Origin of the sequence: Streptomyces sp. 1222.5 (assembly GCF_900105245.1) — a bacterium.
Classification (GTDB): Bacteria; Actinomycetota; Actinomycetes; order Streptomycetales; family Streptomycetaceae; genus Streptomyces; species Streptomyces albidocamelliae.
The window spans coordinates 6,685,786-6,709,467 of the sequence record NZ_FNSZ01000001.1; the positions used below are offsets into that span (position 1 = coordinate 6,685,786).

A 23,682-nucleotide genomic window follows, 5' to 3' on the forward strand; every position below is an offset into this window, starting at 1 on the left:
ATAAAGGGGGGCGCTGTATGTCCAAGCAGCCGGCGACCGGAGCACTGATCGGCCTCGCCCTCGGGGACGCCCTGGGCTTCCCGACCGAATTCGACGACGTGCCCTCGATCCTCGCCAAGTGCGGGCCCTGGCGGGAGATGGAGCTGCCCGAGCGGGCCTTCGTGTCCGACGACACCCAGATGACCCTCGCCCTCGGGCGCGGACTCCGCACCGCCATGGAGCGCGGTCACCTGGCGCCCAAGCGGCTGGAGCGGCCGCTGCGCGAGGAGTTCGTGGACTGGTACCACTCGCCGGAGAACAACCGCGCCCCCGGCCGCACCTGCCTGACCGCCTGCGCCCTGCTGAACGACGAGAACCGGCGCTGGCAGGACGCCGGCCAGATCGGTTCCAAGGGCTGCGGCGCCAACATGCGAGTCGCCCCCATCGGGCTCGCGCCCGGCCTCAGCGACGAACAGCGGTCCGGCGCGGCCCAGTTGCAGTCCGCGCTGACCCACGGCCACCCCACCGCGCTCGCCGCCTCCGACCTCACCGCACGCGCCGTGCACCTGCTCGCGCGGGGCGTGGACCCGGCCGGCCTGGTCGGGCGCCTGCGCTCCTACGCGCTGGAGAACCGGACCCGTTACGACCACACCTGGCTCGGCGACCTGTGGACCCGCTCCCAGGACCCCGGCCCCGAGCACTTCATCAGCCGCGGCTGGGACGAGTGCCTGGACATCCTCGACCGCCTCCAGGAGGCCGTGCGGACCGTCTCCCCGGAGACCGACCCGTGCCTGGCCACCGGAGAGGGCTGGATCGCCGAGGAGGCCCTCGCCACCGGACTGCTGTGCTTCCTGCTCTTCCCGGACGAGCCCGTCACCGCGCTGCGCCGGGCCGCCTGCTCCAAGGGCGACTCCGACTCCATCGCCTGCCTGACCGGTGCCTTCGCGGGCGCCTGGCTGGGCGCGGACGCCTGGCCCGCCGACTGGGCCGAGCGGATCGAGTACCGAGGCGACCTGTTGGCCCTGGGAACGCTCTGGGACGCTTAGGCCCATGATCGAAGACCTCGACATCGACCTCGCCCCCGTGGTCGCCGAACAGCCCGACCCGCTGCTGTTCGCGACCGTCTCCGGCGCCCACCTGTACGGCTTCCCCTCGCGGGACTCGGACGTGGACCTCCGGGGCGTCCACCTGCTGCCGACGGCCGACCTCGTCGGGCTGCGCGAGCCGGAGGAGACCCGCTCGCGGGCCTGGGTGCGGTTCGGTGTCGAACTCGACCTCGTCACCCACGACCTGCGCAAGTTCGTCCGGCTGATGCTCCGACGCAACGGATACGTCCTGGAGCAGCTGCTCTCGCCGCTGGTCGTGCGCACCTCGGACGCGCACCGGGAACTGGCCGCGCTCGTCCCGGGCGTCCTCACCGGCCACCACGCCCACCACTACCGGGGGTTCGCGGTGACCCAGTGGCGGCTGTTCGACAAGACCGCCGAACTCAAGCCGCTGCTCTACACGTTCCGGGTGCTGCTCACCGGCATCCACCTGATGCGCAGCGGAGAGGTCCAGGCCCACCTGCCCACGCTCCTCGGCCTGGTGGACGCCCCCGGGTATCTGCCCGAGCTGATAGCCGCCAAGGCCGAGCGCGAACACGGCACCGCGCGGATCGACCACGCGCGCGTGGAGGCCGACGTGGAGCGGCTGCACGCCGTGCTCGACGAGGCCCAGTCGGCCTCAGTCCTGCCCGACGCGCCCACCGCGTACGACGCCCTGCACGACCTGGTGGTGCGGCTCCGCGTCGAGGGCTGAGGCGCGGCGCACGCGGTGCAGGAAGTCGGCCACCCGTGCGCGGTCCGGCTCCGGCGGCAGCGGGGTGCCCCGCTCGGCCTCCTCGGTCTCGGCCGCCAGCCGGACCATCCACCCCTCGACCTCCGCCCACGGCACCTCGCCGCGCTTCACCGCGAGCAGGAATTCCCGCCGGTCGCCGACGTCGATCCGCAGCTCCCCGGTGCGCAGCAGGTCGCGGGCGCTGATCAGCAGCCGCAGCAGGTGCATCGCGTGCTTCCAGCGCGGTGCACCCGTGGCGCGGACGTCGGCGTCCAGCTTGCGCCGCTGGCCGAGCGCGTAGCGGGTGAAGGTGCCGTGGACCTGGCGGGAGAGGAAGGCGCCGCGCAGGGACAGCAGCTCGCGGCCGGTGCCGTCCACGCGCTCGACCAGGGGCGAGTGCAGGCACTCCAGGATGTTCGGGTTGCCGCGCAGCGCCAGCTCGCAGAACCGCTCCAGCTCCCAGGAGAACTGCTCCTCGCCCGGACCCTCCACATGCGTCGGCGGCTTCTCGAACCGCCAGAACAGGGGGGTGGGGGCGAGGAACACACCCCGCCGGTCGGTGTCGCTGCCGTCCGTGGCCAGGCCGAAGGCCCGCGAACCCATGACACAGGCGTAGATCGTGTGGTCGCGCACCAGCTGCACAGCGCTTTCGCCGCTCTCGGGGTTCGCGGGGCTCTTCGGGTTCTCGGACTGCATGCGCGGAGCGTACGCGGGGCCGTCACGTCAGGCGGATCGAATTTCCCTCCACCTTGATCGACTTCTTCGGCAGCGGCTTCGTGGCCGGGCCGTGGGCCACCGAGCCGTCGGTGACGTGGAACCTGCTGCCGTGGCAGGGACAGTCGATCGTGCCGTCCGCCACTTTGGCCACCGTGCAGCCCTGGTGCGTGCAGATCGCCGAGAAGGCCTTGAACTCGCCCTTCTTCGGCTGGGTGACCACGACCTTCTGCTTCTTGAAGATCTTGCCGCCGCCCTGCGGGATGTCAGTGGTCTTCGCCAGCTCCTCCTGGGTGAAGGAGTCGGCGGCGGGGGAGGCGGACGCCGAGGACGTGGCCGGAGCGGGGGACGCCGAGGTGTCCGAGGCCGGGGAGCTCTTGTCGTTGTCGGCGCCGCATCCCACGCATCCCACGGCGAGCGCCGCCGCGCTCGTCGCCAGAACCGTGCGCCGCGTCGTGGGCTGGGTCATGTCACCACTCCGTACATACGTTGGGGGCAGAAAGTGAAACCGGTACATACCGGGGCGTTCGCATCGTCTCAGTGATCGGGCGCCGCGCGCCCCGCCCGCGCGGGCTGACTACGCTGGACGGATCAGCACAGACACACCTGTCAGCGAGGAGCAGCGCCGTGGCGGTACGAGCGGTCCGGGGGGCCGTCCAACTCGAACGGGACGAGGCCGGACACATGGACGAGCAGGTCGGAGCCCTGCTCACCGCCGTCCTGGAGCGGAACGGGCTGACCGCCGACGACCTGATCAGCATCTGGTTCACGGCCACCCCCGACCTGCACAGCGACTTCCCGGCCGCCGCCGCACGCAAGCTCGGCATCGTCGACGTCCCGCTGATCTGCGCCCAGGAACTGGACATCGAGGGCGCCATGCCCCGCATCGTGCGGATCCTCGCGCACATCGAGTCGGACCGGCCCCGCGCCGAGATCGCCCACGTCTACCTCGGCGCCGCGGCCGCCCTGCGCAAGGACATCGCCCAGTGAGAACCGCACTCGTCATCGGAACGGGCCTCATCGGCACCTCCGCCGCCCTGGCGCTGGTCCAGCGCGGCGTCACGGTCCACCTCGCCGACCACGACCCGCAGCAGGCCCGTACGGCCGCCGCCCTGGGCGCCGGCACCGAGGAGGCCCCCGACGGCCCGGTCGACCTGGCGATCGTCGCCGCCCCGCCCGCGCACGTCGCCGGGGTGCTCGCCGACGCCATGCGCCGGGGCGTGGCCCGCGGTTACCTGGACGTCGCCAGCGTCAAGGGAGGCCCGCGCCGCGAGCTGGAGGCACTGGGCCTGGACCTCACGGGCTACCTCGGCACCCACCCCATGTCGGGCCGGGAGAAGTCCGGCCCGCTGGCCGCCACCGGCGACCTATTCGAGGGCCGGCCCTGGGTGCTCACCCCGACCCGGGACACCGACACCGAGGTGCTGAACCTCGCCCTGGAGCTGGTCTCCCACTGCCGGGCCGTCCCGGTCGTCATGGACGCCGACGCCCACGACCGCGCCGTAGCCCTCGTCTCCCACATGCCCCACCTGGTGTCCAGCATGGTCGCCGCCCGCCTGGAGCACGCCGAGGAAGCGGCCGTACGGCTGTGCGGGCAGGGCATCCGGGACGTGACGCGGATCGCCGCCTCCGACCCGCGCATGTGGATCGACATCCTGTCCGCGAACCCGGGCCCGGTCGCCGACCTGCTCGCCGACGTCGCCGGCGACCTGGACGAGACGGTGCGGGCCCTGCGCGCCCTGCAGTCCTCCGACGAGGACAAGCGGCGCGACGGCACGGCAGGCGTCGAGGACGTCCTGCGCCGCGGGAACGCGGGCCAGGTGCGGGTACCCGGAAAGCATGGCAGCGCGCCCCGGGTGTACGAGACCGTCGTCGTCCTCATCGACGACCAGCCCGGACAGCTGGCCCGCATCTTCGCGGACGCGGGACGGGCCGGGGTCAACGTCGAGGACGTGCGCATCGAGCACGCCACCGGTCAGCAGGCCGGCCTGGTCCAGCTCATGGTCGAGCCGAAGGCGGCGGCGTCCCTGAAGGAGGCACTGCGCGAGCGGGGCTGGGCCCTGCGGCAGTGAGCCCGGTGAGGGCCCCTCGCGCGAGCCAGTAACCTTGTGCGGGGCGCCCTCGCGTCCCCACCCGCCCACCACCCTTCACCAGGAAGGTGCCCTCCCGTGGAAAACGGCGCCGCCCCGACCGCCAAGCCCGTGATCGTCGCGATCGACGGCCCCTCCGGCACGGGCAAGTCGAGCACGTCGAAGGCCGTCGCCGCCCAGCTCGGCCTGAGCTACCTGGACACCGGCGCCCAGTACCGCGCCATCACCTGGTGGATGGTGAACAACGGCATCGACCTGGCGGACCCGGCCGCCATCGCCGACGTGGCCGGCAAGCCCGAGATCATCTCCGGCACCGACCCGTCCGCCCCGACCATCACGGTCGACGGCGTCGACGTGGCCGGCCCGATCCGCACCCAGGAGGTCACCTCCCGGGTGAGCGCGGTCAGCGCGGTGCCCGAGGTGCGCGCCCGGATCACCGAGCTCCAGCGCACCCTCGCCACCGGCGCGGACAAGGGCATAGTGGTCGAGGGCCGGGACATCGGTACGACCGTCCTGCCGGACGCCGACCTGAAGATCTTCCTCACCGCCTCGGCGGAGGCCCGCGCGGCCCGGCGCAGCGGCGAGCTCAAGGGCGCCGACGTCCAGGCCACCCGGGAGGCCCTGATCAAGCGGGACGCGGCCGACTCCAGCCGCAAGACCTCGCCGCTCGCCAAGGCCGGCGACGCCGTCGAGGTGGACACCACCGAGCTCACCCTCGCCCAGGTCATCGAGTGCGTCGTCACCCTGGTCGAGGAGAAGCGGGCCGGAAAGTGACCGAGCCGTCCCTCCCCTCGGAGCGGGGCGCCGAGGTCGGGCGGCGCATCGGCGTCGGCCTGATGTACGGGCTGTGGAAGCCCCGGGTGCTCGGCGCCTGGAAGGTGCCCGCGACCGGCCCGGTGATCTTCGCGGTGAACCACTCGCACTACGTCGACGGCCCGATGGTCATGGGCGTGGCGCCCCGGCCGACGCACTTCCTGATCAAGAAGGAGGCGTTCGTCGGCCCGCTGAACCCCTTCCTGACCGGGATCGGCCAGGTGAAGGTCGACCGCGCCTCCGCCGACCGCACCGCCATCGGCCGGGCCCTCGGCGTGCTGGAGGCCGGGGGAGTCCTGGGCATCTTCCCGGAGGGCACCCGCGGCACGGGCGACTTCGCCTCCCTGCGCGCCGGGCTCGCGTACTTCGCGGTCCGCAGTGGGGCGCCGGTCGTGCCCATCGCCGTACTGGGAAGCTCCGACAGGCGCGGACGGCTGATCAAGGGGCTCCCGCCCCTGCGGTCCCGCGTCGACGTCGTCTTCGGCGACCCCTTCGAGGCGGGCGACGGCAGCGGGCGGCGCACGCGCAAGGCCCTGGACGAGGCGACCGAGCGCATCCAGAAGCAGCTCACCGCGCACCTGGAAAACGCCAGGCGCCTGACCGGCCGCTAGGCGACACTTGAGTAGTGGATCAGCCGGGAGAAAACCGGTCGATCCACCGACCACCACGAATGAACAACGAGGTACGGACTTCATGAACGACCAGAACCAGCCCGGCGGCTCGGCTGAGCACGAGTACGACCACGGGGCGCTCGGCGACGCCGAGTACGCGGAGTTCATGGAGCTCGCCGCGGAAGAGGGCTTCGACATCGAGGACGTCGAGGGCGCCATCGAGGCGGCGGGCCACGGCCCGCTGCCCGTGCTCGCCGTCGTCGGCCGCCCCAATGTCGGCAAGTCGACCCTGGTGAACCGGATCATCGGCCGCCGCGAGGCGGTCGTCGAGGACAAGCCGGGCGTCACCCGCGACCGCGTCACCTACGAGGCCGAGTGGTCCGGCCGCCGCTTCAAGGTCGTCGACACCGGCGGCTGGGAGCAGGACGTCCTCGGCATCGACGCCTCCGTGGCCGCGCAGGCCGAGTACGCGATCGAGGCCTCCGACGCCGTCGTCTTCGTCGTGGACGCCAAGGTCGGCGCGACCGACACCGACGAGGCCGTCGTACGGCTGCTGCGCAAGGCCGGCAAGCCGGTCGTGCTGTGCGCCAACAAGGTCGACGGCCTGAGCGGCGAGTCGGACGCGGCCTACCTGTGGTCCCTCGGCCTCGGCGAGCCGCACCCGGTCTCCGCCCTGCACGGCCGCGGCACCGGCGACATGCTGGACGCCGTCCTGGAGGCGCTGCCGGAGGCCCCGGCGCAGACCTTCGGCACGGCCGTCGGCGGTCCGCGCCGCATCGCTCTGATCGGCCGCCCGAACGTCGGCAAGTCCTCGCTGCTGAACAAGGTCGCCGGCGAGGAGCGGGTCGTCGTCAACGAGCTGGCGGGCACCACTCGCGACCCGGTCGACGAGCTGATCGAACTCGGCGGCACCACCTGGAAGTTCGTCGACACCGCCGGTATCCGCAAGCGCGTCCACCTCCAGCAGGGCGCCGACTACTACGCCTCCCTGCGCACGGCCGCCGCCGTGGAGAAGGCCGAGGTCGCCGTCATTCTGCTGGACGCCTCCGAGAACATCTCGGTGCAGGACCAGCGCATCGTCACCATGGCCGTCGAGGCCGGCCGTGCCGTGGTGCTCGCCTTCAACAAGTGGGACACCCTCGACGAGGAGCGCCGCTACTACCTGGAGCGGGAGATCGAGACCGAGCTGGGCCAGGTCGCCTGGGCCCCGCGCGTGAACGTGTCGGCCCGCACCGGCCGCCACATGGAGAAGCTGGTCCCGGCGATCGAGGCCGCGCTCGCCGGCTGGGAGACCCGCGTGCCCACCGGCCGCCTCAACGCCTTCCTCGGCGAGCTCGTCTCCGCCCACCCGCACCCGGTCCGGGGCGGCAAGCAGCCCCGCATCCTGTTCGGCACGCAGGCCGGCACCAAGCCCCCGCGGTTCGTGCTCTTCGCCTCCGGCTTCATCGAGGCGGGCTACCGGCGCTTCATCGAGCGCCGGCTGCGCGAGGAGTTCGGCTTCGAAGGCACCCCGATCCATATCTCGGTCCGGGTGCGCGAGAAGCGCGGCAAGAAGAAGTAGTCCGCACGGCAGCGGCCGTACGGACGTGAAGGGCGGCCCCCGGAGCACCGGGGGCCGCCCTTCACGTCCGTCACGCGCCGCGGCGCGGCCCGGGCGGCAGCGGCAGGCCCGCCGGGACGTAGTGCATCCCGGTGTCCTGCTGCCGCCCGAGGGTGCCGACGCGCTGCCACTGCGACTGCTGCCGGGCGCTGTACGCCCCGGCGCTGTAGGCGCTGTAGGAGCTGCTGAACGACCCCGCCCGGTGGCCGCCGAACGACCCGACACCGTCCGGGATGTCCCCGAAGGCGCTGAACCTGAACTCCTCCTCGCCGCTGCGGTCGCCCGGCAGCGTACGGAAGGCCTTGACCCACTCCGCGTAGAGCGAGTCGTAGATCGGCGTGGCCGACGGCCCGCCGACGCCCTCCCGCGCCGCCCGGGCGGACGGGACGGAGGCGAAGGAGGACCGGCGAGGAGGAAGGGGGGTGTCGTATGCGTGCACGTATGTCCAAACGACGGCGCCCGCAAAGGGATGCGGTTGTCCGGCCCGCCTTCGGGGGCGCGGGGCGGCGCCGGACTCAGGTGCCGGCGAGCGGCAGCGCCGCGGCGACCAGCTTCCCGTTCACGGCGGCCTTGTCCAGCGCGTCCCGCAGCAGATCCTCCCGCGGCTGCCGACCGATCGAGCCCACCGGCGCCGCGAACATGAGCACCTGCTGGTGCTTGTTCGCCGCCGCCCGCCAGCTGTCGGTCACCTGGAGCGGCTGGTGCGCCTGCCACCAGGCCACCGGCTGACCCCCGTTCGGGCCGGGCTGGAGCACCGCGTGCAGCTGGCCCACGGCGAGCAGGCACGACCAGCCGTGCAGCACCGGCGGCACCGAGGCCAGCGCGGTCACCGGCATGAAGCCCTGCTCGATGAGGAGCGCGAGGAAGTCGTCACCCGCGCCGGTGCTGCCCGGGCGCACGATCGGCGAGGTCGGCTCCACCACGAGCGCGGGGTGCAAGTCGCCGTCGAGCAGGACGAGTCCGCTGGTCACACCCAGCACCGCCTGCTGGGGCGCGGCGCTGTGCGGCTCGGCGCCGGCGAAGTCGGCACCGGAGCCGCCGATCGAACGGACGGCGCCCTGCAGCTGCTCCTCGGTGACCTGGACCACCTGCGAGGGCAGACAGCCCGCGTGGGCGAAGGCGAGAACGGCGGTCTCGTCGCCGATGAACAGGACGGTGCTGGTGCGCTCCTGCTCGGAGTCGCCCGGGGTGCGACAGGACGTGCAGTCGTAACTGCCCGGGGCGTTCTCTCCGGCGAGCAGCCGGTCGGCTTCTTCGTCGCCGATCTCGGCGCGTACGGCGTCACTGACGTCGAGCATGCGCGGCACGGGTGGCTCCCTCGGATGCGGTGCTGGGTCGGCCGGGTGGCTCCCGGCCGATGAGCCCCGGGGTTCCGGGCTCATGAAGAAGACAACGGACGTCCTGTGGTGGGGGTCACGCCCCGCGGGAAACCGGTTCGCACCTTCCACCGCAGTGGGTCACCTTTTGTGCGGAACCGGTCACTCACCGTCAACTAGGCGCCACGTCAAGGAACTTGAACGGGTGAAGTGGGTCACAGATCGCCTGAACAGTTGGTCGACAAATCACGAAATCCACGGACGAACTGGGTGGCCGAAAATCGCCGATACTCGCGGTAACCGGCAACTGGCCTCGCACGACGGGGAGTTGGTTGATTCCGGCCGCTCGACCTCCCTACATTCCTCCGCCGTGTGCAACGAGCACCGCTCGGGTTCGTCCGCCACCCGGCACCGGCAGAGCACGATCGCCGGCACCGGGGGCGCGGACGGGGCGGGCGCGGGGGACCGCGGTGATCCGCGGGAAGACGCGCTCCGCCCGGGGGAGCCCGGGTTCGTGGAGAGGGAAATACATGTCCGAGTGTGCCGATACCACCCGCAGCACCGCCCGTGACGACAGCGCCCGCAAGGGCCGTACGACGGCCGCGCTCGCCGGAGCCGCCCTGCTGGCCCCGCTGGGCCTGCTGGCCGCGACCGGCAACGCCGCAGCGGCGGACAACGGAGTGTGGGACCGCATCGCCCAGTGCGAGAGCGGCGGCAACTGGCACATCAACACCGGTAACGGCTACTACGGCGGGCTGCAGTTCTCCGCCGGCACCTGGCGCGCGTACGGCGGCTCCGCCTACGCCCCGACGGCCGACCAGGCCTCCAGGAGCGCCCAGATCGCCGTCGCCACCAAGGTCCAGCAGGCCCAGGGCTGGGGCGCCTGGCCGGTCTGCTCGGCCCGGGCGGGAGCATCCGGCGCGGCACCGGCGGCGGCCTCCACCGGGTCCGCGGGCGGAACCGCCTCGAAGGGCGTGACGACGAAGTCCGCCCCGGCGAGGTCGGCCCCCGCGAAGTCCGCCCCGGCCAAGACGCAGGACCGTCCGGCGGCGCAGACGGGCCGCAGCGCGTCCCGCGGCGACCACATCGTCCGCCAGGGCGACACCCTGAGCACCATCGCGGCCACCCACGGCACCACCTGGCAGCGGATCTACGCCGCCAACAAGGCCGTCATCGGCGGGGATCCGAACCTGATCGTGCCCGGCCAGCGCCTGGACCTCTGAGCACACGCGGGCCCTGGCAGCCGCTGTTCCGACGAGGACAGCGGCTGTCCGCGTCCGCTGGCAGACTCGGCCCCATGTTGGAGACCTCGGCACGGCTGCTGCGTCTGCTCTCCCTGCTCCAGGCCCACCGCGAGTGGTCCGGACCCGAACTCGCCGAACGGCTGGGCGTCACCCCGCGCACCGTCCGCCGGGACGTGGACCGGCTGCGCGAGCTGGGCTACCCGGTCAACGCCAGCCCGGGCACCGGCGGCGGCTACCAGCTCGGCGCGGGCGCCGAACTGCCGCCGCTGCTGCTGGACGACGACGAGGCCGTCGCCGTGGCCGTGGGTCTGCGCACCGCCGCGGGACAGGGCATCGAGGGCATCGGCGAGACCTCCGTACGCGCCCTCGCCAAGCTGGAGCAGGTGCTGCCGAACCGGCTGCGCCGCCGGGTGAGCGCCCTGAACGCCTTCACGGTGCCGATGCTGCGCGGCGGCCCGCCGCTCTCCCCGGTCGACCCGGGCCTGCTCACCGAACTCGCCCATCTGTGCCGGGACGCCGAGCGGTTGCGCTTCGACTACGAGAGCCACGAGGGCACCGCGAGCCGCCGTACCGTCGAACCGCACCGGCTGGTGTGCACCGAGCGGCGCTGGTACCTGGTCGCCTGGGACGTCGACCGGGCGGACTGGCGGACCTTCCGCGTCGACCGCATCACCACCAGGCCGCCGCACGGGCCGCGCTTCCCCCCGCGCGAACCGCCCGCCGAGGACCTCGCCGCCTATGTGTCCAGGGGCGTCTCCACGGGCGCGTACGCCACGCACTCCACGGTCCGGCTGCTGGTGCCGCTGCACGAGGCCGCCGAGCGGGTCTCGCCGTCCGCGGGGACGCTGGAGCCCGACGGGGAGGAGGCGTGCCTCCTGCGCAGCGGTGCCGCGAGCCTGGACGTGATGGTCGTCCACATCATGATGCTGGGCCTGCCGTTCGAGGTGCTGGAGCCCGCCGAGCTGACGGACGCGGTCAGGAGGATTCGCGACCGGCTCGACGAGGCGCTGGCCCGGGTCACGGAACCCGGGCCGCGCCCTCCGGGTGGTCGGGGGCGAACGCCGGCGCCGTAGCCCGGGGGCGTCGGTGGGGGCGTACCGCGCTCGTGTGCGGAAACGGTGAAATTCCTATGCCGCGTCAGCTGCGGTGACGCGCCCGCGGATTGTCGGGACAATCGTGCCCGCGGCCTCCGTGATGCGCGCGGAGGCGCTTTCCGGTCAGGAATTTCGGAGCGGCCTCGCGACACGCGTGAATTCTGTTCGATTACCCCGGTAAGCGGTACGGAAACCCCCGTACGTGTGACGGAGTTCGAGTAGAACCGGCCCCCGGTGCTGTGACAGAAGCGTGACGGAGTGGGGACGCTTCTCCTACTCGGGCGTGCCGACTAGCCTGGCGGCATGGCACCGATTCCCACTCCGCCGGCGGAGCCCCAGGACAGCCCCGACGGGTACGTCGGCCTCGACGCCCCGGCCGCCGAGCGGCTCGCTCGGCAGCGGGGGTGGTCGACGGTACGGTCGTTGCCGCCGGGCGCGATCATCACCATGGAGTACCGGGCCGGGCGGCTGAACTTCGAGGTCAGGGACGGTCTGGTGGCCCGCGCCTGGAAGGGCTGACTCCGGCCCCCGCTACGTGTGTACGGCGAAGGCCCCGCCCCCGGGAGGGGGCGGGGCCTTCGCCGTGGCGCGGGCTGGTCGTGCGTACCGGACCCGCCGCCTGTGTGCCGTCAGCCTCCCGTCAGGGGGCGGGCCGGCTGGGACGTACCGCGCGGGTGGCGGTCGGCGTGCGGCGGCCGGCGGCTGCCCACCGGGGTGACCGGGGTGCGCTCCGAACGGGCCGTGTGCGGTCCCGGGGCCAGGTGCACCGGGCCGCGGGAGGCGCGCGTCGAGGAGACGGGCTCGCGCACCGACGGGTTGTCGGCCGGCGCGCCGCGCGGTGTGAGCGGCACCGGCGTGACCGGGACGAGCGGTTCGGTGGCGGGCCGGCTGCGACGGGCGCGCCAACGGTCGCGCAGGTCGAAGAGGGCGGTCTCGGCCTTGGTGATCAGCGGCTCGCACCAGGGCAGGGCGAGCAGGATCAGCAGGCCGGCGGCCCAGCCCAGCAGGACGTCGCTCAGCCAGTGCGTACCGAGGTAGACGGTGGTGAGGCCGACGCCGAGCGACGTGACCGCCGACAGTGCGGACAGCCAGCGCCTAGCTCGGGGGCTGGAGGCCAGATACGCCAGGATGCCCCAGGTCACCACCGCGTTGGCGGTGTGGCCGCTGGGAAATATATCGCCGCCCAGGCCCATCTCGTTCGAGCCGATGGTGGTCGCGTAGTGCGGACCGAGCCGCCCCATGCCGAGCTTGGCGGCGCCGACCGTGATGTTCAGCAGCAGCAGTGAGGCGGCCAGGGTCAGCAGCGGGCGGAGGGTGTGCTGCCGCCAGGAGCGCCAGCCGAGCCAGGCCGCGACCATCACGGCGGTGGGGCCGCGCTGGCCGAGCACCACGTAGTAGTCGAGGAACGCGTGGATCTGCGGCCACTGCTGGTAGGGCCGGAAGAACATGACCTGCCAGTCCAGCCGGACCAGCCACGAGCTGATCACGACGGCCCACACGATCGCGAGGTAGAAAGCCAGGGTCGCGGTGAACAGAACGACCCGGTGCCGGCTCATCCTCGGCACATCGATGTGGGCCGGTCGTTCCGGCTCACGGTCCAGTCTGGCGAACACCCGGTCCAGACGCCGGGTGAGGTTTCGTTCGGTACGCACCCAATCGACGTTACAGCGAGTGAGCTGTGTTCCCGGTCGAAACAGGGGCTTTGTGATGACGATGTGATGTGGGAAACCTCTCAAGGGCGGCCCGAATTCACGGGATTCCGCAATCCCGTGGGGCCGCTCCCTTCAATTCCTTTGATCATGCCGGGTGTTGTTTATATGGCGCTTATGAATGCGTTAACCCGGACCTGGGGCGGAATTCTCCGGGACGTCATCGTCCGGCGGATTGGATCACGGCGGGCCGGAGCCGTTCAGCCAGAACGCCCCGTAGGCCGCCGAAGCGACCGCCAACCCCGCCGTGACCAGCGTCGATCGGGAGGTGCGGAGCCGGGCCAGGGCGCAGGCGAGCGGCAGCAGCACCGGGAAGGCCGGCAGCAGCAGCCGGGGCTTGGAGCCGAAGTAACTGGACGCGCACAGGGCGAGCGCGAGCACGACACCGGTGTACACCAGGAGTTCGACGGGCTGACGCGCGCGGACACCGTTGACGTACAGCCAGATCAGCAGGGCCACACCGATGATCAGGCCGGTGCCGGCGAGGGCGGACGGAAATGACGTGAACTTGTCGGCCACGAATCGGGCGAACGCGTACCCGCCGTCGAACCCGTTGCGCCATCCGGCCTGGACGTCCAGGTATCCGAGCGGGCCCCGGCCGGTGTGCCGGCCCACCCAGAGGACGTAACCCGCGGCACCGAGCGGGGCGAGCGCCATGCCCAGCGCGCGGCGCGTGGGGGAGGAGTGCGGAGCGGTCTGTACGCCGGGGGCGGGCGAGGGGGCTCGTGTGACAGCTGGGGTGTTTGCGGCGCTTGAGTCGGAAGTGGGCGAAGGGGCGGCATTTGCGTCGGGGGCGTGTGGCGTTCCCTGCGCGCCGTCCATTATCTGATCGCGCCCCGCGCGTGCGCTCCGCTCCTGCGCCGAGGCGTGTTCGGCGTCGCGCGCGCCGTGCGAGTCGCCCGTGCTTCGGTCTCGCACGAAGGAGAGCACCCCCGCGACCCACACCGCCGCGACCACCGCCACGCCCACCGGCCGGGTCAGCCCGGCGAACGCCGCCAGCAGACCCGCGCCGACCCAACGCCCGGTCAGCAGCGCGTACAGCGACCAGGCCGCCAGCGCCGTGAACAGGGACTCGCTGTACGCCATCGACTGCACGATCCCGACCGGCAGCACCGCCCACAGCAGCACCGCGCAGACCCCGGCCCGCCGCCCGTGCACCAGGTCGGCGACGGCGAAGATCCCGGCCGCGGCGGCCACCGAGGAGAGCAGGGCGACGACGAGGCCCGCGTCCGCGTACGACAGCGGGGCGACCGCGTGCAGCAGCCGCTCCAGCCACGGAAGCAGCGGGAAGAACGCGAGGTTGGAGTGGACGTCGCCGTTCGGCAGCCGCACCTCGTAGCCGTACCCCAGTTCGGCGACCCGCGTGTACCAGAGCGAGTCCCAGCGCGCGGTGAGCAAGGTGGACGCGCTCTTGCCGCGCGCGGCGCTCCACACCGCCAGCACGAGCAGCCCCAGGGCACGGACCGCCGCATAGCCCAGGAGGGCGGGCGCCGCCCGGCGCAGGAGGGGGGCGTGGGCCGGTGCCACGCGCGTCTCAAGGTCGGTCACGGGCTCGATTATCGAGGGGCGGGGGAACCGGACGGTTCACCGGGGCGTGGTCAAGAGGAGACGGTGTGGCGTACGCCACACGGGTTCCGTCGAGCGTGTGAGAGGTCCGCCACGTGACCGGGCGGTGAACTCGCGTACGCTGACGAGTCACCTGCGTGGGTTTGCGCGGGTCGGAGACCCCGCTCCTCTCCGGCCGTACGACAGGGAGTCCCCACCCCGTCGCTCCGCCCCACGCGAGGGATCATCTGGGAGGTACGTACATGTCCGGGACGACCACGGCTGCCGTACGGCCGCGCCGTCGGACGGCCGGGGCCGGTGCCAACCGCTGGGTCGTCCTCGTCGTCCTCTGCGTGAGCCTGCTGCTCGTCGCCCTCGATGCGACGGTGCTGCACGTGGCGGTCCCCGCCGTCACCGAGGACCTCAGACCCGGTGCCGTGGAACTGCTCTGGATCGTCGACGTCTACCCCCTGGTGTGCGCCTCCCTGCTGATCCTCTTCGGCACCCTCGGCGACCGCGTCGGCCGCAGACGGATCCTGCTGCTCGGCTACTCCCTCTTCGGTGTCGCCTCCGCCGTCGCCGCCTTCGCGCCGACCGCCGAGGCCCTGATCCTCGCCCGCGCGCTGCTCGGCGTCGGCGGTGCGATGATCATGCCCGCGACCCTGTCCATCCTCCGGCAGGTCTTCCCCGACCGGCGCGAGCGCGCGCTGGCCATCGGCATCTGGAGCGCGGTCGCCGCCGTCGGCGCGGCGGTCGGGCCGCTGCTCGGCGGCTTCCTGCTGGAGCACTTCTGGTGGGGCGCGGTGTTCCTGGTGAACATCCCGCTGATGCTGGTCAGCCTGCCGGTGGGCCGGATCCTGCTGCCCGAGTCCCGCGGCGACGGGCGCGGCCCCTGGGACGTGACCGGCGCGCTGATGGCGGCGGCCGGTCTCTTCGGTGCCGTCCTCGGGGTCAAGCGGGTAGGCGGCGGCGAGGCGGTGCTGAGCCCCTTCACCCTGCTGCCCCTGCTGGGCGGCGCGGCCCTCCTCCTTCTCTTCGTACGGCGTCAGCGCCGGCGCCCCCATCCGCTGGTGGACCTGCGGATGTTCCGCCGGCCCGCGTTCAGCACCTCCGTGGGCTGCATCGTGCTGGCCATGCTGGCGCTGGTCGGTCTGGAGCTGATCGCCGCGCAGTACCTGCAACTGGTGCTCGGCCTCTCGCCCCTGCAGACGGGCCTGCGGCTGCTGCCGCTGACCGTCGCCGCGATGGGTGCGGGGCTGGCGGGCGCGCGGATGCTGCGCCGCTTCGGACCGCGCCGGATGGTGTGCCTCGGCTTCTGCCTGACGGCCGCCGCGGTGCTGACCCTGACGGCGATGGGCGCCACCGACGACACGGCACTGCTGCTGGCCGGCTTCGTGCTGCTGGGCTTCGGCCTGGAGACCACCCTCTTCGGCGCCTACGAGTCGATGCTCAGCGAGGCCCCGTCCGAGCAGGCCGGCGGCGCGGCGGCCATCGGCGAGACGTCGTACCAGTTGGGCGCCGGCATCGGCATCGCGCTGCTCGGCAGCGTGATGAACGCGGCGTACGCGCCGGGGCTGCGGTCGGTGCCGGGCGTGCCGCGGCACGCGTCGGCCGCGGCGGGCCACTCGCTCGGCGAGGCCTACGAGATCGCCGGGCGCCTCGGCGGGTCCGCCGGGGCCGCGCTGCGCCGGGCGGCGCGGGACTCCTTCGTGCACGGACTCCACGTGACGCTCCTGGTGAGCGCGGGTCTGCTGCTGCTGGGCGCGGTGATGGCGCTGCGGCTGCCGCGGACCATGCAGTGCGGCGAGGAGCAGGCCGGGGCCGAGGTGGGGCTGCCGGCGCCCCGGGGGGCGGAGCGGGCGGCCGCGAAGCCGCGGGTCTCCGCCTGATCCCCTCTGGACGTGCGGGACACTGCACCGTAACGTCGGCCGGAGAGCCGTAACTAGCGCTGCTAGTTTTGCTGAGTCCCGTGTCCCGGAGGGTGTTCCATGTCCGCGTCCGCGAAGCTGCCCCCGTTCGATGCCGCCGACCCGCTCGGGATCGACGACCTGCTGGACCCGGAGGACCTGGCCGTCCGGGACACCGTCCGGAGCTGGGCCGCCGACCGCGTGCTGCCGTACGTCGCCGACTGGTACGAGAAGGGCGAGCTGCCGCAGATCCGCGAGCTCGCGCGGGAGCTCGGCGCCATCGGCGCGCTCGGCATGTCCCTTACCGGCTACGGCTGCGCGGGCGCGTCGGCCGTGCAGTACGGGCTGGCCTGCCTGGAGCTGGAGGCCGCCGACTCGGGCATCCGCTCCCTGGTCTCGGTGCAGGGCTCGCTCGCCATGTACGCGATCCACCGGTTCGGCAGCGAGGAGCAGAAGCAGGAGTGGCTGCCCCGCATGGCGGCCGGCGAGGTGATCGGCTGCTTCGGCCTGACCGAGCCCGACCACGGCTCCGACCCCGCCTCCATGCGCACGTACGCCAAGCGCGACGGCGACGACTGGGTGCTCAACGGCCGCAAGATGTGGATCACCAACGGCTCGGTCGCCGGCGTGGCCGTGGTCTGGGCGCAGACCGAGGAGGGCGTGCGGGGCTTCGCCGTACCCACCGACCGGCCGGGCTTCTCGGCGCCCGAGATCAAGCACAAGTGGTCCCTGCGCGCCTCCGTCACCAGCGAACTCGTCCTCGACGACGTACGGCTGCCCGCCACCGCCGTGCTGCCGGAGGTCACCGGACTGCGCGGGCCGCTCAGCTGCCTGTCGCACGCCCGCTACGGCATCGTCTGGGGTGCGATGGGCGCCGCGCGCAGCAGCTTCGAGGCGGCCGTGGAGTACGCGAAGACGCGCGAGCAGTTCGGGCGGCCCATCGGCGGCTTCCAGCTCACCCAGGCCAAGCTCGCCGACATGGCGGTCGAACTGCACAAGGGAATCCTGCTCGCCCATCATCTGGGGCGGCGGATGGACGCCGGCCGCCTGCGTCCCGAGCAGGTCAGCTTCGGCAAGCTCAACAACGTCCGCGAGGCCATCGAGATCTGCCGGACGGCGCGGACGATCCTCGGTGCCAACGGGATCTCCCTCGAATACCCCGTGATGCGGCACGCGACCAACCTCGAGTCGGTGCTCACCTACGAGGGCACCGTCGAGATGCACCAGCTCGTGCTGGGCAAGGCGCTCACCGGGCTCGACGCCTTCCGGTGAACCCCCGGGGGGAGGCAGGGCCGACGGGCGGCCCTGCCTCAGCTCTGGTTGAAGAATCCGTCCTCGCGGCGTGACGCCGGCTCGCCGCTGATGATCTCCGTGTTGGAGGGCGTCAGCAGGAAGACCCGGTTGGCGACCCGCTCGATCGTGCCCCGCAGGCCGAAGGTCAGCCCCGCGGCGAAGTCCACGACGCGCTTGGCGTCGGCGGGCTCCATCGCCGTGAGGTTCATGATGACCGGGACCCCGTCCCGGAACAGCTCGCCGATGGCGCGGGCGTCCCGGAAGCTGTCCGGGGTCACCGTGCCGATCCGGCGGCCCTTGTCCTCGGCCGTGTCCGTGGCCACCTTCACCCGGGGGTCGGTGACCCAGGCGGCCCCGGACTCGGTGCCCTCGGAGTAGTCGTCGTCGTAGTAACGCTCGTCATCGTTGTCGTCGACGAGGCCGAGCCACGCACTCGCCTTGCGTACCGATCCCATGGACGCCTCCTCTCACAGCGGTCTTTCTTGCTTTCCGCATCCCTATGGTCATCCATGATGCGGACGGTGCGCCAAGTGGATAGACGCCGCGCGGGGGGTTTGTGACGGTACTGGTGCACAGCGGATCCGTCGAGAGTCCTTGTGCCCCAAGGGCCGAGACTCATACGGATGCTGACTGTGAGTGAAATATGATTGTCAGGGGCGGATGGGTGACGCGCGGGGCGTACGGGTGAACGAGGGTCCTGATACGACCCGACAGTCGGCCGATACGATGCCGAGCTCAACGTTGTGGCGCGGCACGGGGGATCGAAGTGTTCGGAATCATCAGGCCCTGCTCCCACCGGCTCGGGGAGCACCTCAAGACCCAGTGGATGGCGCACTTGTGCGGGCTCTGCCTCGCACTGCGCCGCGACCACGGACAGTTCGCACGCATCGTGACGAACTACGACGGCCTGCTCATATCGGTTCTGACGGAGGCTCAGGCCGAAACGACGGCCGGCTCCCGGCGCACGGCCGGGCCCTGCGCCCTGCGCGGGATGCGCACGGCCTCCGTCGCCCAGGGCGAGGGCGCGCGGCTCGCCGCCGCCGTCTCGCTGGTGCTCGCCTCGGCGAAGGTGCGCGACCATGTCGCCGACCGTGACGGCCTGCTGGCGCGCAAGCCCGTGGCCGCCGCCGCGCGCCGGGTCGCCGCGGGCTGGGGCCGCGCGGGCGCGCACAGCGGAGCCGCGGTCGGGTTCGACACCGGCGTCCTCGTCGACGCGGTCGACCGGCAGCTCGGCATCGAGAAGCTCGCCGGTCCCGGCACCCCGATCCTGACGGTCACCGAGCCGACCGAGACCGCGACCGCCGCCGCCTTCGCGCACACCGCGGTGCTCGCCGGACGGCCGGGGAACGCGCGGCCCCTCGCGGAGGCCGGGCGGCTCTTCGGCCGGCTCGCCCACCTGCTGGACGCCGTCGAGGACCAGGGTGCCGACGCGCTGTCGGGTGCGTGGAACCCGCTCACCGCGACCTGCACCTCCCGGACCGAGGCGCGCCGGCTCGCCGACGACGCCCTGCACGGCATGCGGCTGGCGCTGCGGGAAGCCGAGTTCAGCGACGGGAAGCTCGTCCATCTCCTCCTGGTCCACGAACTCCGGCGCTCCGTCGACCGGGCGTTCGGCACGGGGGCGTGCGGACACGGACCCGAGGCCTCCTTCGGACCGCCCCCGGGACACCACGCGCCCCCCGCGCCGGGCAACCCCTACGGCACCCCCTTCGGCGGCGAACCGCCGCGCCCGGACAAGCGGGGCTTCTGGGCCGGGTGCGCGGCCGCCGTCGGACTGTGCTGCACCTGCAAGGTCTGCTGCGCCGACGAGTACGAGGGGCCGTGGTCCCGCAAGAAGCGCGAGGGCTGGTGCGGCAACTGCGACTGCGACTGCTCGTGCTGCGAGGCCTGCCAGTGCTGCGAGTGCTGTGAATGCTGCTCGTGCTGCGACTGCGGGGTCTGAGGCACGCCCGTCCTTCGGTTCCTCAGTTCCTCAGCTCCGGCGGGGAGATGCGCGACGTGGTGATCGCGGACCCGGACGTGCCCCACTTCTTCAGGATCCTGTCGTACGTGCCGTCGGCGATCAGCTTGTTCACCGCCGCCCGGAAGGCCGGGGCCAGCCGGGTGCCCTTCTTGAAGGCGAAGCCGACGTCGAGGCGGTGGAACTCGTTGAGGAATCTCAGGCCCGGCTGGTGGGCGACGGCGTACCGCAGGCCGTTGATCGTGGACATCACGACATCGCTGCGGCCCTGCTGGAGCGAGGACCAGACCGCGCCGGACTCGGCGTACGTCTGCACCTCGTACGCCTTCTCGCCCGCGTCGGTGCACACGTGCCTGCCGGCCTCCAGGGTGGCCTCGAACGTCGTGCCGGCGCCGGTCGCGACGTTCAGGCCGCACAGCTGCTTCAGGTCGGTGATCTTTTTCAGCTTGCTGTCCTCGCGGGTGGCGAAGCCCTGGCCGTCGTTGACGTAGGTCACGAAGTCGATGGTCCGGCGGCGCTCGTCCGTGACGCCGAAGTTGCTCGCCCCGAAGTCGTACTTGCCGCTGTCCAGGGCGGGCAGGATCGCCTCGAAACTCGCCTGCTCCACCTTCAGGCGGACGCCGAGGACGTTCGCCACCGCCTTGGTGACGTCGACGTCCTGACCGGTCAGGGTCCTGCCGTCGGACAGATAGGTGGTGCCGGGCGGGGTGCCGCCCACACTGACGGCGACGGTGAGGCTCCTGGTGCCGGCCGGCAGCAGTCCCGCGGCCGCGTCGTCCTTCTTCTCCGCGGACACGACGTCCGCGGTGGGCACGTCGTCGGACGCGGCCGCCACACCTGAGGCGTCCGCGCCGCCCGGACCGCCGGATCCGGAGCCGCAGGCGGTCAGCAGCAGAGTGGCCGACGTGATGGCGAAAAAGGGCAGGAAATGGCGACGAACCGGCGTACGCATCGGGAAGCGGTCTCCTGGAGCAGAAGGATGTGAGGCAACGCGAGGGAGGAAGCGCGAGGGGAGGGGTGCGCGTGTGAAGGCGTGGCGGAACACGGGAGAACGCGAAGACACCCGCCGCGAGGCGGGGGCGCGCAGGGGGTCAGCTCAACAGGAGGAGGACCACACGCGACCGAAGTCGATGTGGGAGCGGGTGACCAGCCACTGCTGCGGATGCATGGGCCAAGTGGAACAGGCATCCGATGACCCGTCAACCGGCTTGAGACGTACGGCTCACAGTATGGACATCCTTGACAGCGCACCGAAACGGACGCGTACTCTCGGTGCACGGCCCTGCTGAGGGGCTCGGCCGTGTCCCGCGCCGCTGGGCGCGCCCGTGTGAAGGCACCACCCCTGACTCTTCGTGTCACGGAGCCTTCGCATGTCATCCGACACCCTCGCCAAAGTCCCCACCGCACCGGAGAAACCCGGGCCCGCGGACGCGCCCCGGATCGTCCCGCAGCGCCGGTACGGGCAGTGGGCCGCCGCCGTCCTGGTGCTCGCCCTGCTCGGTGCCGCCGTCACCTCCGTCCTGCGCAACCCGGCGTTCCAGTGGGACGTCGTCGCCGACCACTTCGCCTCGGACTCCGTCCTGCGCGGACTGTGGCTCACGCTGTGGCTGACCGCGGTGGTGATGGTCCTCGGGTTCGCCCTCGGCACCCTGCTCGCCACCTTCCGGCTGTCCGCCAACCCCGTGCTCAGAGCGGTGAGCCGGGGCTATGTCTGGCTGTTCCGGTCGATTCCGGTCCTGGTGCAGCTGCTGCTCTGGTTCAACATCGGGGCGCTGTACCCGAAGCTGTTCGGCGTGCGGACGGTCGACCTGCTCAGCCCGGTCGCCGTCGCGATCATCGGGCTCACCCTGCACGAGGCCGCCTATGCCGCCGAGGTCGTCCGGGGCGGCATCCTCTCCGTGGACCGCGGGCAGATCGAGGCCGCCCAGGCGCTCGGGCTGAGCCGGTGGCGGCGCGGGTGGCGGATCGTGCTCCCGCAGGCCATGCGCGCCATCGTGCCGCCGGCCGGCAACCTGCTCGTCGGCACCCTCAAGGGGACCTCGATCGTCAGTGTCATCGCCGTCAACGACCTTCTGTTCTCCACCCAGTTGATCTACCACCGCACCTACCAGGTGATCCCGCTGCTGATGGTCGCGACCCTCTGGTACGCCGTCGTCACCTCCCTGCTCGGCATCGGCCAGTACTTCGTCGAGAAGCACTACGCGCGCGGCACGGGGGACGCGCGATGAGGCCCCAGCTGGTGATCGTGGGAGCCGGGCCGCGGGGGACCGGCATCCTCGAACGCCTCGCCGCCAACGCCCCCGAGCTGTACACCGGTACCGGCCTCGACATCCACCTGGTCGACCCGCACCCGCCGGGCGGCGGGCGTATCTGGCGCGAGGCCCAGTCGCCGCTGCTGTGGATGAACTCGCACGCCGAGGACGTCACCATGTTCACCGACGACACGGTGCTGATGGACGGCCCGGTGCGCGAGGGCCCCACCCTGCACGAGTGGGCCGCGCTGGGCGGCCGTACCTTCGCCGACCGGCGGCTCCAGGGCCGCTATCTGCGCTGGGTCCACGAACAGGCACTCGCCGAGCTGCCGCCCGGCGTCACCGTCCACCACCACCCCCGCCGCGCACTGCGGATCACCGGCTCGGCCGAGGGCCGCCAGCAGGTGTGGCTGGAGGACCGCCCGCGCCCCCTCCACGCCGACCTGGTGATCCTCGCCGTCGGCCATCTGGACGCCGAACCGGACCCGTCACAGGCCGGGCTGGCGGCGTACGCCCGGGCGCACGGCCTGGTGCACCTGCCGCCCGACTTCACCGCCGACAGCGACCTGTCCGTCCTGCGGGCCGGCGAGCCCGTGCTGGTGCGGGGCTTCGGGCTGGCCTTCGTCGACCTCATGGTGCTGCTCACCGAGGGACGCGGCGGACGGTACGAGGGGGACACCTACCTCCCCTCCGGGCGGGAGCCCGTGCTGTACGTCGGCTCACGGCGCGGGGTGCCGTACCACGCGAAGATCGGCTACGACTGGACCGGCGACCGGCCCCCGCTGCCCCGCTTCCTCGGCCCCGCCGAGGTGCGCGGGCTGCTGGCCCGTCCGGACGGGTTCGACTTCCGGCGCGACGTGTGGCCCCTGGTGGAGAAGGAGCTGGGGTTCGCCCACTACCACCGGCTGTTCACCGCCCACCCCGAGCGCACCGCGATGCCGTGGACCGCCTTCGAGGAGAAGTACGCGCTCGCCGACGGACCCGCCGAGGCCGGCGCGCTCATCGCCGCCGCCGTACCGGACCCGGCCGACCGGCTCGACCTCGCCGCGCTCGACCGTCCGCTCGACGGCGTGCGCCACACCTCCCACGAGGCGTTCCAGGAAGGGCTGCGCGGCTACATCGAGGACGACCTGGCCCGCCGTCACGATCCGGCGTACAGCGCCGACCTGGGGGTCTTCCTCGGGCTGCTCTCCGTCTACGGGCAGCTCGTGCGGCTCGGGAACACCGGCACCCGGTGGCACGGGTTCTTCAGCTACCTGGCCTCCGGGCCGCCCGGGCCCCGGCTGCGGCAGATGCTCGCGCTGTCCCGGGCCGGCCTGCTCAGGTTCGTCGGCGCCGACATGACCGTCACCGCCGAGGACGGGCTGTTCCGGGCCACCAGCCCCACCGTGCCCGACTTCCGCGTCGAGGCCCGCGCGCTGGTCGAGGCCCGGCTGCCCGAGCCCACCGTGGGACGGGCCCGCGACAGCCTGCTGCGCGAACTGCACGCCGACGGCGCCGCCGAGACCCCCGACGGCCTGCTCCGGGTCGACCCCGGTGACTGCCGGATCCTCGACGGCACCGGGCGCCCGCACCCGCGGCGCTTCGCCCTCGGCCCGTACACCGACGCCCGTACCCCCGGCGCCTTCACGCGGCCCCGCACCGGTGGGCCCGCGTTCCGGCAGAACGACGCCGTCGCCCGGGCGGTGCTGACCTTCGTGCGGGACCGGGCGGCCGGACGCGCCGCAGCCTGAGCCA

At 72.5% G+C, this 23,682-nt stretch carries 23 protein-coding genes; 15 read left to right on the plus strand and 8 right to left on the minus strand.

Annotated elements, in window-relative coordinates:
- Positions 1 to 17: 17 nt before the first annotated feature.
- Together BLW57_RS30220 and BLW57_RS30225 are read left to right on the plus strand one after the other, a co-directional pair.
- On the plus strand, positions 18 to 1,025 hold the full coding sequence (locus BLW57_RS30220; RefSeq protein WP_093478854.1) for an ADP-ribosylglycohydrolase family protein: 1,008 nt from the start codon (positions 18 to 20) through the stop codon (positions 1,023 to 1,025).
- 4 nt (positions 1,026 to 1,029) lie between these two features.
- Positions 1,030 to 1,779, plus strand: coding sequence for a nucleotidyltransferase domain-containing protein (locus BLW57_RS30225; protein ID WP_093478856.1), 750 nt, complete (start codon positions 1,030 to 1,032; stop codon positions 1,777 to 1,779).
- Here the strand turns inward: BLW57_RS30225 and BLW57_RS30230 are convergent.
- Positions 1,705 to 2,493, minus strand: a complete 789-nt coding sequence (locus tag BLW57_RS30230) for a nucleotidyltransferase domain-containing protein (protein WP_093478857.1) — start codon at positions 2,491 to 2,493, stop codon at positions 1,705 to 1,707. The two genes, BLW57_RS30225 and BLW57_RS30230, sit on opposite strands and share 75 nt — an antisense overlap.
- A 22-nt stretch (positions 2,494 to 2,515) precedes the next feature.
- On the minus strand, positions 2,516 to 2,980 hold the full coding sequence (locus BLW57_RS30235) for a Rieske (2Fe-2S) protein (protein WP_093478858.1): 465 nt from the start codon (positions 2,978 to 2,980) through the stop codon (positions 2,516 to 2,518).
- Positions 2,981 to 3,138: 158 nt separating this feature from the next.
- Here BLW57_RS30235 and aroH point away from each other — a divergent pair, with 158 nt between their 5' ends.
- The 5 genes from aroH (at position 3,139) to der (ending at position 7,586) form a co-directional block, all read left to right on the plus strand.
- Complete coding sequence (aroH, locus tag BLW57_RS30240) at positions 3,139 to 3,501, plus strand: chorismate mutase (RefSeq protein WP_093478860.1); 363 nt, start codon at positions 3,139 to 3,141, stop codon at positions 3,499 to 3,501.
- Positions 3,498 to 4,583 (plus strand): prephenate dehydrogenase, encoded by a 1,086-nt coding sequence (locus tag BLW57_RS30245; RefSeq protein WP_093478861.1) that lies wholly within the window; start codon positions 3,498 to 3,500, stop codon positions 4,581 to 4,583. Before aroH ends, BLW57_RS30245 begins: the two co-directional genes overlap by 4 nt.
- Before the next feature lie 96 nt (positions 4,584 to 4,679).
- Positions 4,680 to 5,375 (plus strand): (d)CMP kinase, encoded by a 696-nt coding sequence (cmk, locus tag BLW57_RS30250; protein WP_093478863.1) that lies wholly within the window; start codon positions 4,680 to 4,682, stop codon positions 5,373 to 5,375.
- Between the two features lie 62 nt (positions 5,376 to 5,437).
- Positions 5,438 to 6,025 (plus strand): lysophospholipid acyltransferase family protein, encoded by a 588-nt coding sequence (locus BLW57_RS30255; protein ID WP_371127868.1) that lies wholly within the window; start codon positions 5,438 to 5,440, stop codon positions 6,023 to 6,025.
- An 82-nt stretch (positions 6,026 to 6,107) separates the two neighbouring features.
- On the plus strand, positions 6,108 to 7,586 hold the full coding sequence (gene der, locus BLW57_RS30260; RefSeq protein WP_093478866.1) for a ribosome biogenesis GTPase Der: 1,479 nt from the start codon (positions 6,108 to 6,110) through the stop codon (positions 7,584 to 7,586).
- Between the two features lie 70 nt (positions 7,587 to 7,656).
- Here the strand turns inward: der and BLW57_RS30265 are convergent, their stop codons facing one another.
- Complete coding sequence (locus tag BLW57_RS30265; RefSeq protein WP_093478868.1) at positions 7,657 to 8,064, minus strand: hypothetical protein; 408 nt, start codon at positions 8,062 to 8,064, stop codon at positions 7,657 to 7,659.
- Positions 8,065 to 8,140: 76 nt separating this feature from the next.
- On the minus strand, positions 8,141 to 8,932 hold the full coding sequence (locus BLW57_RS30270; protein WP_093478869.1) for a hypothetical protein: 792 nt from the start codon (positions 8,930 to 8,932) through the stop codon (positions 8,141 to 8,143).
- A gap of 539 nt (positions 8,933 to 9,471) precedes the next feature.
- Here BLW57_RS30270 and BLW57_RS30275 point away from each other — a divergent pair.
- The 3 genes from BLW57_RS30275 (at position 9,472) to BLW57_RS30285 (ending at position 11,798) form a co-directional block, all read left to right on the plus strand.
- Entirely contained in the window at positions 9,472 to 10,164 is a 693-nt protein-coding gene (locus BLW57_RS30275; RefSeq protein ID WP_093478871.1) for a LysM peptidoglycan-binding domain-containing protein, read from the plus strand.
- 74 nt (positions 10,165 to 10,238) lie between these two features.
- A complete protein-coding gene (locus BLW57_RS30280) occupies positions 10,239 to 11,258 on the plus strand; it encodes a helix-turn-helix transcriptional regulator (protein ID WP_093478872.1) in 1,020 nt (339 codons plus the stop codon).
- 324 nt (positions 11,259 to 11,582) lie between these two features.
- The gene (locus tag BLW57_RS30285; protein WP_093478874.1) at positions 11,583 to 11,798 is read left to right on the plus strand and encodes an I78 family peptidase inhibitor; all 216 of its coding nucleotides are present in this window, start codon (positions 11,583 to 11,585) and stop codon (positions 11,796 to 11,798) included.
- Positions 11,799 to 11,908: 110 nt separating this feature from the next.
- Here BLW57_RS30285 and BLW57_RS30290 read toward each other — a convergent pair whose 3' ends face one another.
- Entirely contained in the window at positions 11,909 to 12,931 is a 1,023-nt protein-coding gene (locus BLW57_RS30290; RefSeq protein ID WP_093478875.1) for a phosphatase PAP2 family protein, read from the minus strand.
- Positions 12,932 to 13,168: 237 nt separating this feature from the next.
- The gene (locus BLW57_RS30295) at positions 13,169 to 14,536 is read right to left on the minus strand and encodes a mannosyltransferase family protein (RefSeq protein ID WP_093478877.1); all 1,368 of its coding nucleotides are present in this window, start codon (positions 14,534 to 14,536) and stop codon (positions 13,169 to 13,171) included.
- A gap of 260 nt (positions 14,537 to 14,796) precedes the next feature.
- On the opposite strand from BLW57_RS30295, the gene BLW57_RS30305 reads away from it, so the two are divergent.
- Positions 14,797 to 16,422: an MFS transporter gene (locus BLW57_RS30305; protein WP_093478880.1), complete on the plus strand. Its 1,626-nt coding sequence runs from the start codon at positions 14,797 to 14,799 to the stop codon at positions 16,420 to 16,422.
- A 99-nt stretch (positions 16,423 to 16,521) separates the two neighbouring features.
- On the plus strand, positions 16,522 to 17,712 hold the full coding sequence (locus BLW57_RS30310) for an acyl-CoA dehydrogenase family protein (protein WP_093478881.1): 1,191 nt from the start codon (positions 16,522 to 16,524) through the stop codon (positions 17,710 to 17,712).
- 38 nt (positions 17,713 to 17,750) lie between these two features.
- Here BLW57_RS30310 and BLW57_RS30315 read toward each other — a convergent pair whose 3' ends face one another.
- Entirely contained in the window at positions 17,751 to 18,188 is a 438-nt protein-coding gene (locus BLW57_RS30315) for a cell division protein SepF (RefSeq protein ID WP_093478883.1), read from the minus strand.
- 311 nt (positions 18,189 to 18,499) lie between these two features.
- Here BLW57_RS30315 and BLW57_RS30320 point away from each other — a divergent pair, with 311 nt between their 5' ends.
- Positions 18,500 to 19,675, plus strand: coding sequence for a DUF5685 family protein (locus BLW57_RS30320; RefSeq protein WP_093478884.1), 1,176 nt, complete (start codon positions 18,500 to 18,502; stop codon positions 19,673 to 19,675).
- 22 nt (positions 19,676 to 19,697) lie between these two features.
- Here the strand turns inward: BLW57_RS30320 and BLW57_RS30325 are convergent, their stop codons facing one another.
- A complete protein-coding gene (locus BLW57_RS30325) occupies positions 19,698 to 20,645 on the minus strand; it encodes an ABC transporter substrate-binding protein (protein ID WP_176985778.1) in 948 nt (315 codons plus the stop codon).
- A 418-nt stretch (positions 20,646 to 21,063) separates the two neighbouring features.
- On the opposite strand from BLW57_RS30325, the gene BLW57_RS30330 reads away from it, so the two are divergent.
- Positions 21,064 to 21,921, plus strand: coding sequence for an amino acid ABC transporter permease (locus BLW57_RS30330; RefSeq protein ID WP_093478886.1), 858 nt, complete (start codon positions 21,064 to 21,066; stop codon positions 21,919 to 21,921).
- Positions 21,918 to 23,678: an FAD/NAD(P)-binding protein gene (locus BLW57_RS30335; protein WP_093478887.1), complete on the plus strand. Its 1,761-nt coding sequence runs from the start codon at positions 21,918 to 21,920 to the stop codon at positions 23,676 to 23,678. The genes BLW57_RS30330 and BLW57_RS30335 overlap by 4 nt, the downstream gene beginning before the upstream one ends.
- Positions 23,679 to 23,682: the final 4 nt, after the last annotated feature.